Origin of the sequence: Pseudoalteromonas luteoviolacea, assembly GCF_021654285.1 — a bacterium.
In the GTDB taxonomy this organism is placed as follows: domain Bacteria; phylum Pseudomonadota; class Gammaproteobacteria; order Enterobacterales; family Alteromonadaceae; genus Pseudoalteromonas; species Pseudoalteromonas luteoviolacea_J.
Window position 1 is genome coordinate 96,031 of record NZ_JAKFZS010000018.1, and the last position, 16,676, is coordinate 112,706.

At 41.8% G+C, this 16,676-nt stretch carries 11 protein-coding genes; 5 read left to right on the forward strand and 6 right to left on the reverse strand.

Going from position 1 to position 16,676, the window contains the following annotated elements; all coding sequences use genetic code 11:
* Positions 1-26: 26 nt before the first annotated feature.
* Positions 27-635 carry a thioredoxin family protein gene (locus tag L1077_RS17265; protein WP_237138208.1) on the reverse strand — a complete coding sequence of 203 codons (609 nt, stop codon included), beginning with the start codon at positions 633-635 and terminating at the stop codon, positions 27-29.
* Entirely contained in the window at positions 619-2,622 is a 2,004-nt protein-coding gene (locus L1077_RS17270; protein WP_237138209.1) for a protein-disulfide reductase DsbD family protein, read from the reverse strand. Before L1077_RS17270 ends, L1077_RS17265 begins: the two co-directional genes overlap by 17 nt.
* Before the next feature lie 127 nt (positions 2,623-2,749).
* Between L1077_RS17270 and L1077_RS17275 the strand changes: the two genes are divergently transcribed.
* From L1077_RS17275 to L1077_RS17290, 4 genes are all read left to right on the forward strand, one after another.
* Entirely contained in the window at positions 2,750-3,196 is a 447-nt protein-coding gene (locus L1077_RS17275; RefSeq protein WP_237138210.1) for a DUF4174 domain-containing protein, read from the forward strand.
* A 260-nt stretch (positions 3,197-3,456) separates the two neighbouring features.
* The gene (locus tag L1077_RS17280; protein WP_237138211.1) at positions 3,457-4,179 is read left to right on the forward strand and encodes a L,D-transpeptidase family protein; all 723 of its coding nucleotides are present in this window, start codon (positions 3,457-3,459) and stop codon (positions 4,177-4,179) included.
* A 173-nt stretch (positions 4,180-4,352) separates the two neighbouring features.
* Positions 4,353-5,717: a serine hydrolase domain-containing protein gene (locus L1077_RS17285; protein WP_237138212.1), complete on the forward strand. Its 1,365-nt coding sequence runs from the start codon at positions 4,353-4,355 to the stop codon at positions 5,715-5,717.
* 426 nt (positions 5,718-6,143) lie between these two features.
* Positions 6,144-7,850 carry an ATP-binding protein gene (locus L1077_RS17290; RefSeq protein WP_237138213.1) on the forward strand — a complete coding sequence of 569 codons (1,707 nt, stop codon included), beginning with the start codon at positions 6,144-6,146 and terminating at the stop codon, positions 7,848-7,850.
* 105 nt (positions 7,851-7,955) lie between these two features.
* Here L1077_RS17290 and L1077_RS17295 read toward each other — a convergent pair whose 3' ends face one another.
* The 4 genes from L1077_RS17295 to L1077_RS17310 form a co-directional block, all read right to left on the reverse strand.
* Positions 7,956-8,486 carry a hypothetical protein gene (locus tag L1077_RS17295; protein ID WP_237138214.1) on the reverse strand — a complete coding sequence of 177 codons (531 nt, stop codon included), beginning with the start codon at positions 8,484-8,486 and terminating at the stop codon, positions 7,956-7,958.
* 9 nt (positions 8,487-8,495) lie between these two features.
* Positions 8,496-10,562: an LruC domain-containing protein gene (locus tag L1077_RS17300; protein WP_237138215.1), complete on the reverse strand. Its 2,067-nt coding sequence runs from the start codon at positions 10,560-10,562 to the stop codon at positions 8,496-8,498.
* Between the two features lie 266 nt (positions 10,563-10,828).
* Positions 10,829-13,135: a serine protease gene (locus L1077_RS17305; RefSeq protein ID WP_237138216.1), complete on the reverse strand. Its 2,307-nt coding sequence runs from the start codon at positions 13,133-13,135 to the stop codon at positions 10,829-10,831.
* Positions 13,136-13,333: 198 nt separating this feature from the next.
* Positions 13,334-15,640 (reverse strand): serine protease, encoded by a 2,307-nt coding sequence (locus tag L1077_RS17310; RefSeq protein WP_237138217.1) that lies wholly within the window; start codon positions 15,638-15,640, stop codon positions 13,334-13,336.
* 597 nt (positions 15,641-16,237) lie between these two features.
* Between L1077_RS17310 and L1077_RS17315 the strand changes: the two genes are divergently transcribed.
* Positions 16,238-16,630 (forward strand): hypothetical protein, encoded by a 393-nt coding sequence (locus tag L1077_RS17315; protein ID WP_237138218.1) that lies wholly within the window; start codon positions 16,238-16,240, stop codon positions 16,628-16,630.
* Positions 16,631-16,676 lie beyond the last annotated feature (46 nt).

Here is a 16,676-nt window from a genome sequence, read left to right on the forward strand (position 1 = left end):
CACTCAACTCGACATCCTATATTGAGTTAGCTTTTGTATTTTATCGAGCAGCCATAAGGTTTTGTCAGTTTTTGTGTAACAGGCTTACCCGCCAGCAAGTTGTTCAAGCCTGCTGTGACATAATTGGTTGCTTTTGTAATATCAGCGGGGTTGGCTGATTTAATACTGTCGATTGCACCAGCGTAACTTAACTTACCTTGTGGGTTTATGATGTACATATGTGGGGTGGTTTTTGCTTTGTACAATCGCCCGACTTGTCCATCTTCATCAAACAATACGTGTGACGGCGCTGCACTGCGCTTTTGGGTTAGTTCATTGGCTTTTTGTGCGCTAACATGGCCTTGCTTTCCCTTTGCTGAGGAAATTATGGAAAGCCACACGACGTCCTTTTGCGTGTATTGACGCTGCAACGACTGCATGTTGTCACTACCATAGTGTTTCACGACATATGGGCACAAATGATTTGTCCACTCAAGTACCACATACTTGCCCTTAAAGTCAGACAGGCTAACGGTTTTGCCAAATGAGTCCTGTAGCTTAAAATCAGGGGCGCTTGTGTCTACTTTCGCTGCAGCGATACTGAGCAATGGTGCAAATAGCATAGACAGCATGAGCCATTTAGTTAGACGTTGCATGATTAATCTCCTTCTTTGCTTGTTGAATAGCATTTATAACGATTTCAGGTGTCAAAACCTGCGGTAAAACTTGCTTACTGTGGTTACCTGCATACACAACGTATAAAGGCACACCAGGGCGTTGATACTGTTCTAAGTACTCGTAAATTGCTTGGTTTTTGTTGGTCCAATCACCCACTAAATAGTCGACTTTGCTGTCTTCAAGTAAGGCTTGTAGATCAGCACTGTTCAAAGCCACTTGCTCGTTTACTTTACAAGTAATGCACCAATCTGCGGTCATATTCACCAACACCACGTGATTGTTATTACGTAGTTCGGTGAGTTTTTGTGCACTAAAGTGATTGTTTTTTTGCTCGCTAATTACTTTGGTTGCTTGCGTGCCTTTGACACTGCAAAACGTTGCAAACGTCATTGCAAGCAATAGACTCATCACACAATAAACCCGATTGACTTTTGCGGACAACCAAATAAAAAAAGTAAACCCTAATAGTCCTGATAACAACCACAGCTGACCAAAACTGCTGGTCTGAGACAGAAATACCCAAGCAAGCCAGACAACGGTTGCCAGCATGGGAAAGCCAAGAAAATGCTTAAATGTTTGCATCCAAGCCCCAGGTTTTGGGAGCAATGCAGCAAAACGAGTAGACAGTGAAAGTAGCGTCATAGGCAGCGCAAACCCAACAGCGAGTGCGGTAAAAATAGCTAGGGTATCTAACATTGGACTTATCATGGCTACACCGAGCGCTGTAGCCATAAATGGCGCGGTGCAGGGAGAGGCGACAATGACAGCCAGTACGCCAGTGAAAAACTGCTGAGTAAAGGTACTTTCGCCTGTTAACGATTGCCCCACGCCTGCCAGATTGATGCCTTTTGGGAGTAAATCCCACAACATCATGGCAATAAAGGTGAATAAAAACGCAAGCCCAGCAATAAGCAATGGCTCTTGCAGATGAAAGCCCCAGCCAACAGCGCTCCCAGCCTCTTTGAGTACCAGAATGATGCTCGCAAACAACCAAAAGCTGGCTAAAACACCGATAGGATATCCCCAGTGATTAGCCTTTTGTGACTGTGCGAAAGACAGCGCTTTCATGGACAGAATGGGCAGTACACAGGGCATAATGTTAAGAATGAGTCCACCGATAAAAGCGAATAGCAGCATTAACCAAAGGGATTGTGACGGGGAATTGTTATCCGCGCTACTTGTATCATTTGGGATGGCCTCAACGTAAAAGCCATTTTTACCATCGCTGACTAAAAAGTTGAGTGGTTCGCTTGGAGTCGCAAAGTAGTCTGATAAGGATATGACCACTTGTGAGCTGTTTGCTTGATGTGCCCAAGCCTGATCTGCATTATGAGCAATCACATCTCCTCTAAAAGGAAATACGTGCCAGTCAGATTGATAGGGCAGGGTGGTTTGTAATCCAAGGTGCGTGCTTGTAAGTTCAAACTGTGCGGTGTCTTTGTGCTTTTTTGGTAAGTTTAATCGCGTTTGCTCAAATAGGTTTGAGTGTTCTGATGGCGTTATAGAGTCTGCGACAGGCAAATCTATCGTTAATGTTGCCCAGCCGGGAATACAATCTTCTTTACAGACCAGCCAGGATAGATTAGCGCTAATAGAGACGCGCTCTTTAGTTGCCTGCTTGAGGTTGATAGGGACCATGAGCAAGGTCGCACCTTCGTAGCCATAGTTAACTAGGTGAGCGACTTGAATGGGCTTTGGAAGCGGCCAGTGAATATCTCCAAATTCAATGTCTGCATCACTGTACCACTGTATGGTTGGCGCCTCACCTGAATCACCGGGGTTTAGCCAGTAGGTATGCCAATCCTTATCAGGGGTCAATAAGACCCCAATCCACTGTGTTTCGCCAGCACGTAATTGATTATGCTCTGACACCAGTGCCACTTCAATATGCGGCCCTGTCGCGGTATTTTGAGAAAATACACCTGCAGAGAAAATCAGCAATAATAAATACAAGAGTCTTACCATGACACTGCTTATCCCATTATTTTTTAATTATAGTTATACCAATACAGAGAAAATCAGATCATAAAATGACCGCATTGATGAGCTTACTATGTCTGGAGGGCGTATCAAATAGTTTTAAGGAGGGTACATGCGTTTTAAAAATACACTTAATGTCACTTTGGTCGTTTTCACTATCATAGTAATAGGTTTTTTGGCTTCGGTATCTCTCGCAAGCGAACGCGCAGTATTGGAACAATATCAATGGCATAACAGGTTGCTCGTCATCTGTTCGAAATCTCTAGATCAGATAGATAGTCTTACGCACGCTGTAAATAACGACGCGTTAGCTGAAAGGAAACTTCGAATTTTTGTTGAGCACTCTATGACATTATTCGAATGGCAAATAGGCGGCTCGTTGAGCAATATATCTGGGTATTCAGGTTACTGTAGCAAAGACGCTATAGGTCAGGCATTTCTCATTGGGTTAGATAGCAAGGTTAAAGCGTCATTTTTGCTTTCAGATCTCTCTTTTGAGTCCATTTACGAACGAATTGATGCCATGCCTATGAGGCGGCACGCATTAATTAATAAGTAGTTTGGTTAAAATCCATTACTTTTTAAGTATATTAATCAATCAGGGTTGTTTAAATAAATGCAAAAATTCAGTGGTTAAACAGAGAGAAAAGTCAGATACCTAAGTTGCTTTATTACCCGTTTTTGAATGGGTAGAATATGGGTTAAATTAAAGCACCATTAAGATGGCGTTCCAAATTGTAGATTGTGTAGTTTCAATAACTTTTGATTAAGTTGTTGAGTTAATATAGTGGTCGAGGTGGAGCGTAAAATGAGTAATTCATGAGTATATTTAAATTGACTGTTCTTGCTGTTGTGGTTGTAAGCACTATTTGTGTTTATTTGTTTATGAGGCCTTATTGGGTTCCCCTTTATCACAAAGTGGCTGGCAAGCAGAGTGTGTCAGATGTGATCAGAGAATATGGTGAAACGTCAGAGGCGAGACTACGTCCATTTTTCCAACAAGCAGGTGTTCAATACCCGCCCAAAAGCGTTACATTGCTTGCTATCAAAGGGACTGATCAACTTGAGCTATGGGCATCAAATGATGATAACCCTGTTTTTATTCGAACATATCCAGTGCTTGCTGCCAGCGGAGTATTAGGGCCAAAACTGCAAGAGGGTGACGAACAGGTGCCTGAGGGAATTTATAGCTTGGAGTATTTAAATCCAAACAGTGCTTTTCATTTATCTATGAAGCTAAACTATCCAAATGATTTTGACCTAATACATGCCCACGCGGAAGGGAGAGAAGCGCCAGGTACTAATATTTTTATTCATGGTAAAGCGATGTCAGTAGGTTGTTTAGCGATGGGGGACGAAGTCATAGAGGAGCTCTTCGTGTTAACGGCAACAATAGGCAAGGAGTCGGTGAAGGTTGCGATAGCACCGATTGATCCGAGAAAACATAATATATTGCCTTTGGCCCACGGAAAGCCAAAGTGGGTTTCTGAACTCTATACAAATATCACTGATTACTTTAGCAGGTATCAACACAGCTCTTAGCTTTTAATTGATTAAAAGTAGACCATGTACCTAAAAAGGCTGATATATATGTTGGCCTTAACATGCCCAATCATTTGTTTCGATAAAAAAGAATAAATTTTCACCCTTTTTTTCACTTTTGCACGTTATATCTCGGTTACAAGAATAACAAGACCCAAAGGATATGAATCAAGATGAAAAAGAGTGTAATAAGTATTTGTTTAGGGCTATGTGCATTTACGAGTCATGCAGATGACAAAGACTTTGATGCAGTTTTACAGTGTCACAGTGCTGCTGATGAACCGGGGTTGATTGTCCAGTTGGTGCAATCCGATGAGGTCATATACAGCGGTGCGGCTGGTTTGGCAGACCTGAAGACAAAAAGACCGCTTAAGATAGATGATGTGATGCAGATAGGATCAGTGACAAAAATGTTCACGGCTGCTGCCATTTTAAAGTTAGCTGAAAATAACGCCTTGTCTTTGCAAGACCCGATAGGGAAGTTTATTCCTGATATTAATCCTAAATATAGAGATTTAACGCTTTCTAGCTTATTAACCCACACATCTGGCCTATCCGATTATTTAGGCGATCCTGTCGTGAACAGAATCTGGGGAAACTATGCGTCACTTGATAAAGTGATAAAGATCATTACGAGGCTGCCGCTGAGTTTTAACTCGGGAGATACACATGTCTATTCTAATTTAGGCTATATCTTGTTAGGCAAAGCAATAGAGGTATCCACTGGGATGCCTTATAACCAGTATATGCAAGATACATTTTTTAAGCCCTTGAGGATGGACAATACATTTGTTGTCACACAAGGGATACGTGTGAATGACGTGGTTGGATATACGACCAACTTTGATGCACCCAAAAAGCACATTAAAGCAGAAAAATCAAAAGACAGGGCATGGAAAGTGGATCGTAGCTGGATCCACGCATCGGGCGCTATCGCATCTACTTTACAAGATATGAAGGTATGGAATAAAGCGTTGATGTCTGGGCTAGTTGTCAGTGAAAAAAGCTTGAACTTAATGACCCAAAAAGTGCGACTCAATGACAACTCAACTGCAAATTATGGTTTGGGGCTGAATGTCTATAAGTTAGGGGGAGAGATAAGTTACAACCATGCTGGTATGGTGCCAGGCTTTTTTACTTGGCATGTGTATTTGCCTGAACACGACTTGGTCGCCACCGGTATGAGTAATCAGGATAAGTACTTTCCGGGTCTTGCCTTACTCGATATGGTTGCCATTGCGCTTGAGCTGTCTCCGAAGCCGATTAAAGACCAAGACAAAATAACCTCATTGGCTGAAAAGTTGGTGGGCGATTATCGCTCCATAGATTCCCAAACCCTTTCTATTACGTTTGAAAACAATCGTCTTTATTCCCAACATGAGGGAGAGGAAAAACGTCTTATTATACCGCGAGAGAACAACGCTTACTCCTATGAATGTACAGAACATTATTTTACTTTACGGGAAAATTCTAACAAAATTAAGCTAGTGCCAACGCACCTTATCCATGGTGATCAAGCCGCATATACCAAGCTATAAATTGGTTAAAGACATTAAATGATAAATATAAGGGTAGAACACGTGTTTTACCCTTACTCAGTAAGAGGTTTATCTCCGGGGTTTTGGCAAACTGATCTATCAATCAGTGTGTTATTGACTAAGTATTTAAGCGAAATTCTGCTTTACTCTCTTATGACTTGGTTCGTATGGGCAAGAACTAAAATCGAAGAGCCACATCTCAAGGCTTGGAGTGGGGGGAGCGCTGAGTTTGGCTATCGTCATGACTTTACATGCCTTATCTATGTTATTTTGAACCCGTCAAAAGAGGGCTCTCACGGGCGTGAGGCAGCTATGAGGTGCTTTTCAAAGAAAGTTTTTAACAAATTAAGTTAAAAAATAGATAATAGTGCGTGATTTAGTGTATAAAATTAAAGGATAAGCTGCGCTTAGACAGAAACCTTTGACATGACGTCTGCTCAAACAAAAAGAAAAACTGCCGAAAACAAGCCCTCGTTGGCAAAGCAAAATTATGCACCTCGAGTAATCGGTGGCGTGCTTATGGCGGTGATGTTAGTAGGGGCGCTGTATGCCAGTCTAACACCAACCTATATCGCCTTTATCATTTTAAATTGCCTTATTTGGCCTCACTTAGCCCGCTTTCACAGCAGAGTAGTATCCGATGAAAAAGCCGCAGAGTATACCAATTTGCACCTTGATGCGTTGTTTTATGGCACTTGGTTTGCAGCGGTGGGCTTTCAGGTGTGGGTGGTGTTTGCGCTGTTAATTGTCAACTCTCTCAATAGTTTAATATTAGGTGGGATCAAGCGGTTTTACAGCTGTAGCGCCAGTTTAATAGTAGGTGGCATATCAGGCGGGCTTTTATTGGGGTTTGATTTTGTTGAGCAATCACCGCTCATAACTCAAGTTGTCGCGGCTTCAAGTATTTATTTATATTGCTGTAACGTGGGGTTTTTTAATCGAAAGTATTCAGGCCAATTGAAACGTTCTCGCGATAAAATGCGTAAGCAAAATCAAGCATTAATAGAAGCAAAAAATAAGGCAGAGCAGGGGTCTCGTGCCAAAAGTGAGTTTTTAGCCAACATGAGTCATGAGATCCGAACGCCAATGAATGGCATTTTGGGGACATTACAGCTGCTAGAGCAAGATAACCTAGATACCGAGTCTAAGCACCTTGTTTCAAAGGCTATGTATTCTGCAAAGTCTTTACTGACCGTTATTAACGATATATTAGATTTTTCGAAAATAGAGGCACACAAGTTAGAATTGGAAGTGGCGCCTTTTTCGATATTAGAAACCGTAGAGTCGGTTGTTGCGGATTTAAAAAGTGCAACGCAAGAGAAGTCGATCACTGTTGAAACAGACATTGAGAAGAGCTGTCATCCAATCTGGCTAGGTGATTCAGTGCGGGTTCGGCAAATTTTGCTTAATTTAGTGTCAAATGCTGTCAAGTTTACCCATGCTGGTGGTATTCAAATTAAAGTGAAGACCCTGCGATATCAAGGACGATACGGGTTATCTATTGTGGTGATAGATACGGGGATCGGTATGAACCAAGAGACGCAAAAGTCTATTTTCAACCGCTTTAAGCAAGCAGACTCGTCTACAACTCGAAAATATGGTGGAACGGGCCTTGGTTTGGCGATTACTTCAAGTCTCGTCAAATTGATGAAAGGAGAAATCGACATTGCCAGTGAGGAAGGTAAAGGTACACAAATCGCGGTGACTTTGCCCTTGGCACAAGCTGATTCTGCTAAGGTAGGCACACAGCCTGACAAAGATACGCTGCCTGACTTTTCGAGCATTAAAATGTTAATTGCTGAAGATAATAAAGTAAATCAACTCGTCATTGAGAAGATGTTGGAAAAAACAGGGGCGCAAGTCGACTTGGTTGAAAATGGCTGGTTGGCTGTGCAGGCGTTTGAGAAGGTACACTATGATATCGTGCTAATGGACATTCAAATGCCTGAAATGGATGGGCTGGAAGCCTTTGCGCTAATTCATAAAGTAAACTCGAATGTACCCATCATAGCGCTAACCGCTAATGTAATGCCCCAAGATATAGCGCATTACAGAGCTTTGGGGTTTGCCGACCATATCGGTAAGCCAGTCGCGATGTATTCAATGTTCAAGGCGATTAGTCGCCTGATTTGAATATAGGCTGAAAGGCCTGTGATGTTGCTTGGTTATCTTTGGGGGGAGGCTTTAGAGATGCAAATGCAGGAGGCATGATTGTCATGCCTCCTAATCAAATTGGAGTTAGTTGATTACCCAAGTTTGTGTTGGTTGACTGGCATCTACTTCCCAGTTGTATACCAAAGGCTCTTTTGACGTGCTGTAGAACCATATTTCTGCTTTAAGCTTCTGATCTGCATGCGGTAGCTGTATTTGTGTTGTAAAACCATTGCTGTCCAGCGGTGCTCTTAAGAAGCAGTTATCAGCGTTTGTGATACTTTCGCCTTGCTTACAGATGTTGATGAAAGCGCGCTCACTGACCACGTTGTCGCTTAAGGTTACTTCGACCGCCACGTTGCTTCTGAAATCAAATGCCACGTCAACATCCATACTATCCATACCTTCACCTTGAGGTTGTGCCGCTACTGTATCGCCTGTATCAGTCGAATCTTGCTCTATTGTTGTTGGCGTACTTGTACTGGTTGTCGCTGGCGCTGCCGCAGTACTGCTGCTTGAGGTTGTTGTGCTTGGATTACTTTGCCCTTCCGAGCCACCAGAACCGCCGCCACATGCTGTAAGTGCTAATGTCATTAGAGTGATAATTAACTTGTTCATGGTCTGCTCCTAGTTCTGTGATGCGCTGCTGATAGTGTATTGGTAGTTTGCGACAGGGTTTTCGAACCAAGTCACGTTGTTTTGGCCTGCTGATGATGCGAACTCTGCAAATTGTGGGTATGCAATGGACATATCAACTCTTTCTTTTGGGTGTTGCCAATCAGTATCGATTATCAGTGCCCACGGTAAACCAGTACCCGTTTGGAAGTATCCATTTGTCGATGACGTATCGTCACCTTGGTCAAGGTAGCTGCTGTCAAAGGCTTCTGTTGGTGTTTGGTTTTTCAAATGTACTTCCCAGCCGCGACCATTATTGCTATCAACATAGGGGCCGTGATAATGACCATTGACTGCGAAAATGAATGGGTCGAGCTTGTCCAAAGTAGCTACGCTCGCACTGTAGGTTGTTGATAACGGTAGCGTCAGTTCGAATGGAATAGGCGCGCGTTGAATGTCACTACAGCCTTCTTCTGTCCGGAAGAATTTGCAGCCTTCTTGTGTTGGCACCATTTCTCTTGTATTCGCGAAAATAACGGCGATGGCTTCGTTTCTATTTGCTTCGAGTGGGCTGTTTTGCGTCTCAACACCATCGATAGTCAACTTAATTTGTGACTCATCAACATGGTTGCGTGCTATGTCTTTAAAACGCATCGCAAATGCGTTGTGATAGCCTGCACCGACGGCAACTAAAGCGCCTTCTACTTTATACTGTACGATTTGATTACCAATCTGGCCGGTTGTTGCTCTGTATCTCACGACTACATCGTTGAAATCATAATCGCCTTTTTGTGGCCATAAGTCTTCGAATGCTGCCGTTTGCCAAGCCGTCGAAGACTCAATTAAGCTGCTTGCTACCACGGAAACTGCGATATCTTCAACTTCGCCATTGTCCACGCCCCCTGTTGGCGCGATATCTTGGTTGTTGGACAATCTAAAGCGAGCCCATGTATTACCTTCTAAAGCGTCTACAGGCACGGGGATTAACACGCGGTTTTCGCCTGCTACGCCTGACAGCTCGCTAATAATACGCTCTGAAGATTGAAATTCACCATCTTGATTCCAGTCTACCCATGCGTTGACGTAGCCGTTGGTAGACAATGTAAATGAGATGAGAGCGTCATAGCCGGTTTCTATGCTTGTGACGAAACTAACACCATCGTCGTCATCTTGCGCTTTTGGTAAATGCTCTGCGCTAACACCATCACCAAAGTAAAGGTCACCGGCAACATGTCGGGCACCGTTTTCAGCTAAAGACGTGCCGTAACTCTCTGGCGCATCGCCATAGTCCATTGTTGGATCTTCGCTTTCATCAATGATAGGGGCAGTTGCACAGCGTGCGCCGTCATTAGAGCCAGAGCTTGGGCCATATGCGAAAAGCTGTGTATCAGCAGGGTCATCAATATTTACTTGATAGATATGCCCGTCTTGGTTACGACTGATATAAAAGTTGTTATCGACATCAAAATACACTGCGCCAAAAGTACCAGACTGGCCAACATTGCCAAGTGAGGTGCTCGCGCCAGTTGTTGCATTGATTCGGTGCAAATTACCGTTGCTATCAACACTGTATGCCATACCAGCTTCGCCGTTAGGTGCAAATGCCATATCGAAAATGTTTAAATTGAGGTCTCCACCATTAATAACACGCGTTGCTTGCAAATAATCATTGCTTGATTCGTCAAGGGATACGCGATACAAGCCGTAAGCACTGCCTTTTCTGTAGACATAATAAGCGTTTTCGTGGATCGCTACATCGCCGACGTAAAAGTTGGTGTCTGGAAAGCCAACTGTGGTTAGAGGCTCTAATGTGTAGTCGTTACCGACGCGGCCAATATCCTTGCGGCTGTAATCCCAACCATAAAGATAACGGTCATGGAGGTTGAATCCAAATCCGTTGAGCTTGTTGTTTGTGCCCACGTTTGGTGCGAATTCTGTATATGCACCAGATACTAAGTTAACGCCGTAAATGGCGGCTGTATTTCCTTGCACTAAAAATGCTTTAGAAGGGCAAGTATCGAAAGGTGCTGCATTGACGCCAGCAGACAAAAGGCACAAGCTCAATAGTTTGTATTTCATGACTTTCTCCAAGATGCAATTTTGCTGATTTAACTGTTTGCAATCCCAATGCCAAAAATAAGATTTTGAATTGTAATGAGTTTTTAAAGTTTATTTTTGCGTTATTGCAAAATGCAAAGCGCTTTTAAATCGATACTCTCATTTTAAAAATGAATTAGTACGGCGTTGGCTAATGAAAAAAAGGATAGTTCAGCGAGTAGAAATGGGATTAGGTGAAAGTTAAATAGCCTTCAGTGATATTATGAAGGCTATTTAGTGGGAATGGTTTAGTGTACTTTTTTAGCTTGTTTACGCCTTTGCATGAGCAATAAAGCGAATAAATATAAGTTTAAGAATCCGAGTGAGCCGCCGCTACTGCTGTTATTATCCGTTGGGGTGGGTTTATTTACTGCTACTTCAGGTGCACTGACTTTGATATCGATGTGCTCTGAGCTTGCAAGACCAAACACATCGGTTACAGTGAGCGAAAATGAGAGAGTTTCATTTTGCGTTACATTGGGCGCAGTAAACTCCAAGTTTTGCGTATCTTGTGGCAGTGTTATTTGTGTGCCTGAAGTTTGCGACCATTTGTAGGTTAAGCTGTCATCCTCGGGATCAGAGGATTCTGAGGTGATGAGTACTTTTTCGCCTTGCTTTACCTCAAGTGTGTTACTTGATAGAGCAACAATAGGCGCATTATTTTTCGCAACATTGACTGTCACTAAAGCGACGCTTGAGGCTTCAAATTCATCGGTTACGGTCACTTGGTAGACTTTTGTTGTATCTTCAGTGACTTTGTCGGCTGTAAGTGTGATTATACTTTCTTTACCAAGCATATCTTGAGGTTTGTTTAACTCAACCCATGTGAAAGCGATGTTGTCGCCCTCAGGGTCGGATGAATCACTGGCATCTAAAGTGTATTCTAACTCACTCCGAATATTGATTTGGTCTTGAGCAACTTCAGCTGTGGGTACTTGGTTAGTAAAAGTTGTATTAAAATTATGAATTGTTACCTTATCTTCTCCAGCAGAATACTCGGAATCTTTAGTGTAAATGACAGCGATTTGATTAACACCGTCATCCAGATCGATGTTGACGCTTTTCAGGTTTTCTTTTAAGCCACTGTCTTTGAGGATCTCCTTGTTATTATGAAATACCGTGACATGGTCTCCATAAAATTCGCTTGAGATAAAGTAGTCAAAGCTGACTGCCTTAATGTGCTTATCATCAATGACAGCCATTACGTATGATTTTTGTTCAAATCCATCTAGATTCGGATCATCAGTTTGATCTGTAATATCACCACTAACTAAAATAGGTTCTCCCGATGCGCTAGCCTCTGTATACCAGTTTGCATCGCCTCCGGTTGACCAACCAATACTGGTTGTTGTTGAGAGGTGTTGATTAAAGTCAGAGTCGGGTTCGGATGTTTTGTAGTAAGTTAAAAACTCAGTGAAATAAACATCAGAGGGCGAATCCATCTCAACTTCCATAAGGTAGCTGCCATAAGCATGTTGATCTTTGGTTAACACGGTAAACTGACACTCTTGTTCAGACTCTAAGGTTGAGTTAGCGCAAGTTTGCTCAATAAGTTCCGCATTTGATAAATTTAAATTTGGGCGGTCAGGATAGTTTGCAATCGCAAAATTGGTAATACTAATAGGGTAGCTTAAGGTGTTTTTAAATGTGCCAGTAAAGGTAGAGGAAGGTTGATTTTTTTTGAATGCGTTGAGTGATTTTTCATCAAACCCGAATTCTAAAGTCTTTCCTAGTCGCCACATTGAAAGGGCCGCTACATCAGCGAAAACTCCCGGCCTGTTTGGTGCACCGCAAGCAACCCCCCAGCTGACTATACCAACTTGAATCCATTCTCCATCTCTTTTAACGACTAAGGGGCCACCGCTATCCCCGTGGCAAGGACTTTTAACTCCATCAGGGACACCTGCACACATCATTGACTCGGTGATCCCGCCATCGTGATGGTCTTTATCGTTACAAACGTCTCGGGGAACATATTGAAGATCAACTTCATGTAGTTTTTTAGGGGCATCTCCACCATGGCTGAGTCGCCCCCATCCCATTACTTTGAGGGTTTCGCCGGGAGTCAGGCTTTCTCTAACCTCTTTATCCGCTAATGCTATCGGGGCGATATTTTCAACAGCTCTATCAAGCTTTAAAATTGCCATGTCGTTATCTTCTCGATACCCCCAATCATAATCGTCATGCCAAAGAACTTCATGAACTTGATAGGTTTTCCATTGGGATTCATCTGTAAGGTCATGCCCTTCAAATTTGACCCTAAAATCACTAAATGAGCCAGAGGTGATGCAGTGGGCTGCGGTAAGCACTCGGTTCTCTCCGATAAAAGAAACTCCGCATTGGTGACGGCCATTTATTTGCAGGCTGCCAATGAATGGGTAGCTAAAAGGTGTGGTTTCACCGCCGCCAACTATATAGGGGGTAATTTGCTCTGGCGTTGGTGATAAATTTACAGTATGCGAATTTGATGCTTGGGGAATATCTTGAATTGCATTGACAATGACTGGTGTCATAACAGTCACGAGAAGAAGCAATCCTTTCATCTTAACACTCATGTTAAATCCTATTTTGAACTATTAAAACTAAGCAATATAAGGTACGAACTAAGAATAAATACACTAAAATAATATGACTTTTATTTAAAAAAGTATTGCTAAATATTGTTATATATTGTTCTCATACACCATTAATTGATAAATACTGAATAAAAGAAGCCTGATAAAAATACAGGCTCCTTTTTTATGAAAATAATATTACTTCCGAGAATGGCGTAAAGCAGTCAATATTAGCAGTACACAAAAATGCAAGATCCAAAATGACCCACTGTTTGTTGCCTCATTTTGAGGTGTTGAAGCCTCTGTGTCCATAGGCGCGTTAACTAAAATATCGATTGATGCCGTACTTGATAACTCAAATTGATCTGTGGCGGATAATGTAAACGTTAATCTTTCATTTTTCGTAACAGAAGGGGCTGTAAATTTAATTTGTTCAGCACCTTCTGGAAAGTTAACTTGTGTGCCAGATGTTTGTGTCCATGTTAAAGTTAAGGAGTCATTATCCGGGTCACTGAACTCTGATGTGATCAAGACTTCCTGGCCGACATTGACTGTTTGTTTGTCACTAGACAATGTAACACTAGGTGCATTATTTGCAGCAACATTAACATTTACTTGGGCTGAAGAAGTTGCACCGTACTCATCGGTTACAGTGACTTGGTACGTTTTGAGCGTATTACTAGTCACATTAGGGGCTTTGAGCTGGACAATACTTTCTTCGCTAATGATTTCTTCAGGGTTATGAATGTCTATCCATTGGTATGTTAATGCGTCTTCGTCTGCATCATGAGATAGACTGGCATCAAGTGTGAAGTCAAGTTCGCTACGTACCTCAATATTGTTTGGCTTCACCGAAGTGATGGGCGTTTGGTTAGTAAATATGGTTTTTACGTTGTGAAGGGTGACATTGCTGGCAAGCTCAGCGGAACTGTTATAAAACAAAATGGCAATCTGATTTTGTCCTTTATTGAGATCAATATGCACATTTTTACTGATTTCTTGCCCTTCACGATCGCGGCGAAGCAATTTACCGTCGTGATAAACCTCTAAATAATCAACTGTTGTTTCACCGGTAATGAGATAATCAAAGCTGAGCGCACCGATATGTATGTCATCTATTTCGACGATGAGATAGCTTAGTCGTGAGCTATTTTTAATTTGATCATCAGTCCTATCGCTACTGATAAGGACATGTTCATCTTTGTCAGTTTTTGTGAGAGACCAATTGGCTCTGCCACCTGAATACCATTTAATATCCTCTGATGTTGATAAGTGCTGGTTGACGTTTGCAGTTATTTCGTCAGTTTTGTAAAAGTTCAACCTTTGTGAGTATTTTGTGGTAATAGGGGCTGTGATTTTGGCATCCACTTTGTAATAACCATGTTCATATTTTTCAGGAACAAGTGCTTTAAATTGACATGCTTGCTGGGGGGCTAGCGTCACGTCTTCGCAGCTTTGCTGCGTTAGCTCGACACCGTAGGGATTAGGAAAATAGAAATCATTGAATGTGAGCTGTGAAATCGCAATTTGTGAGACGGTAACAGGAAATTCAAGTGTATTTTTAAACTCGCCTGCTATTAAAGTGGGTGAATTACGTGTAACAAAGGCATTTTTGGTTTTGTGTTTAAAGCCAAATTCTAAGTTTTTACCAAACAACCAGTCGGATAGATTCGCTATGTCTGCAAACACTGAAGGATGACCGTTTTTGCCGCAGGAGACGCCAAAATTAACGACACCTACTTGTATCCACTCGCTGTCTCGCTTTACGATAAGCGGCCCACCACTATCTCCACTACAGGTACCTTCATTTGTGTTAATCGCGCCCGCACATATCATTAGGTCAGTGATCGATCTATCATAGTACTTAAATTCTTTACATAAGACGTTTGGCACATACTGTAGGTCGACTTCTTTAAGTTTATTTGATCTGGTGCCATCATCGATTTTTCCCCATCCCATTGCTCTTAGGGTATCACTGGATGTAAGGCTCTCCCTGATTTGCATATTCGCTAATTTAATTGGTGTTATATTCTCAACGGGCCTATCTAGCTCTAGAATAGCAATGTCATAACTTTTATCGGTATTGACAGCATCGGCACCTCTCCAGTCATAACGATCATGTATTAAAATCTGTCTGACTTGGTAAGTTGTCCACTGTGCGTCCTCTTTGAGGTCATGGCCCCCAAGCTTAACAGACAGCCTGTCAATGTAATGAGTATCGAATGTGTAGTAATTAAAGTTTATGCAATGGGCCGCCGTAAGTACTCTATTTTCCCCGACAAATGAGATACCACATTTATGCTCACCATCTTCTTGCAAACTGCCCATAAATGGATATGCATAGGGCTGTGTTTCTTGACCTCCTATAATGTAAGGGGTTATGTCATTGTTAAATTTATAACTAATTGGAAGTTGCGTGGCTGATTTTGATATTTCCTTTGCTTGGCCTATGGGGGCCAGGGTTACTGTTACGAGAAGAAGTAATCCTTTCATCTTATCGAGCATGTTAAGTCCTATTTTTGATGTGAAAATTTTGAGTAAAATAATTTGCAGTGTAATTTTGGGGTGGAATATATAGTCCTCTAAAAAGTTTTGTTCGCTGAAGATAAAATTCTAAATCTTGGGGGAATTAAATTGTTTATATTTATTTGGGGTGAATGAGCAGCTATTTTCTATTTCAAATTAGGGGCGCAATGGAATTTGAAAACAACCCCATGACGGGTGTTAAAGGTGCAGACGATACAACTCGCCATCGTAAAATAAGTTTGTAACTAGGCATTTTACCCATAAATCATTGGAGAGTCGTAACTCTAGTAAAATTATGGATAAGTGAAATCACAAGTATATTATTGTTATCTATTGTTTTTATGGGGCGGTGGCGCAAGTTAGCGCTATAAAATCTGTTTGTGCACTGATGTGCGACCTATTCATATGTTTTTATTACAGAGTACTATTGTGTATTTATCGCATTAAAAGGAGCGATGAACTGATTTGTTCTAAATTGCTTTGAGCAACGTATGTAAGTAAATTATGTTTGTAAAATGACAAATGTATTATTGTCATTTTATTGAGTTTGATTATCTCAACTTGAAAGGAGAAACAATGAAATTTGAGCAACTATTAAGTCACTTTGATACTGGGATCTGCATTGATCAATTGCAGAAGGAGTCTTTATTAGACCTTGCTCTATTGTTTATTGGAGTTGATGGAAAAATAGACGATAGCGAAAGGCGTGTTGTCTATGACTGGGCAAATCAGTTGCAGTGGAATTCGACAATAGCGTTAGAAGATTATTTTGAAGATAGCTTGAGCAAATCAGTTTTGGCGGTACAGCAAAATGACATAGAGTCGTTCATTCAGCATAGAATGCATCATATTGTTGACGATCCAATGCGAAAATTTGTCAAAGAGCTTGTTATTAAAGTCATCGAAGCTGATGGTGTAATTGATGAAGCGGAAAAACGCGCGCTTGCAGTATTAGAAGCGGAGCTATGAAAAGTCATTACGATTAATCGAGGCAGTGTCGTAAGTGAAACTGCCT

Excerpts from the sequence above, each read along its gene's own strand:
- L1077_RS17290 (WP_237138213.1), top strand. The coding sequence starts at position 6,144 with ATGACGTCTGCTCAAACAAAAAGAAAAACTGCCGAAAACAAGCCCTCG.
- L1077_RS17285 (WP_237138212.1), top strand. The coding sequence starts at position 4,353 with ATGAAAAAGAGTGTAATAAGTATTTGTTTAGGGCTATGTGCATTTACG.
- L1077_RS17280 (WP_237138211.1), top strand. The coding sequence starts at position 3,457 with ATGAGTATATTTAAATTGACTGTTCTTGCTGTTGTGGTTGTAAGCACT.
- L1077_RS17295 (WP_237138214.1), bottom strand. The coding sequence starts at position 8,486 with ATGAACAAGTTAATTATCACTCTAATGACATTAGCACTTACAGCATGT.
- L1077_RS17275 (WP_237138210.1), top strand. The coding sequence starts at position 2,750 with ATGCGTTTTAAAAATACACTTAATGTCACTTTGGTCGTTTTCACTATC.
- L1077_RS17310 (WP_237138217.1), bottom strand. The coding sequence starts at position 15,640 with ATGCTCGATAAGATGAAAGGATTACTTCTTCTCGTAACAGTAACCCTG.
- L1077_RS17305 (WP_237138216.1), bottom strand. The coding sequence starts at position 13,135 with ATGAGTGTTAAGATGAAAGGATTGCTTCTTCTCGTGACTGTTATGACA.
- L1077_RS17315 (WP_237138218.1), top strand. The coding sequence starts at position 16,238 with ATGAAATTTGAGCAACTATTAAGTCACTTTGATACTGGGATCTGCATT.
- L1077_RS17270 (WP_237138209.1), bottom strand. The coding sequence starts at position 2,622 with ATGGTAAGACTCTTGTATTTATTATTGCTGATTTTCTCTGCAGGTGTA.
- L1077_RS17265 (WP_237138208.1), bottom strand. The coding sequence starts at position 635 with ATGCAACGTCTAACTAAATGGCTCATGCTGTCTATGCTATTTGCACCA.
- L1077_RS17300 (WP_237138215.1), bottom strand. The coding sequence starts at position 10,562 with ATGAAATACAAACTATTGAGCTTGTGCCTTTTGTCTGCTGGCGTCAAT.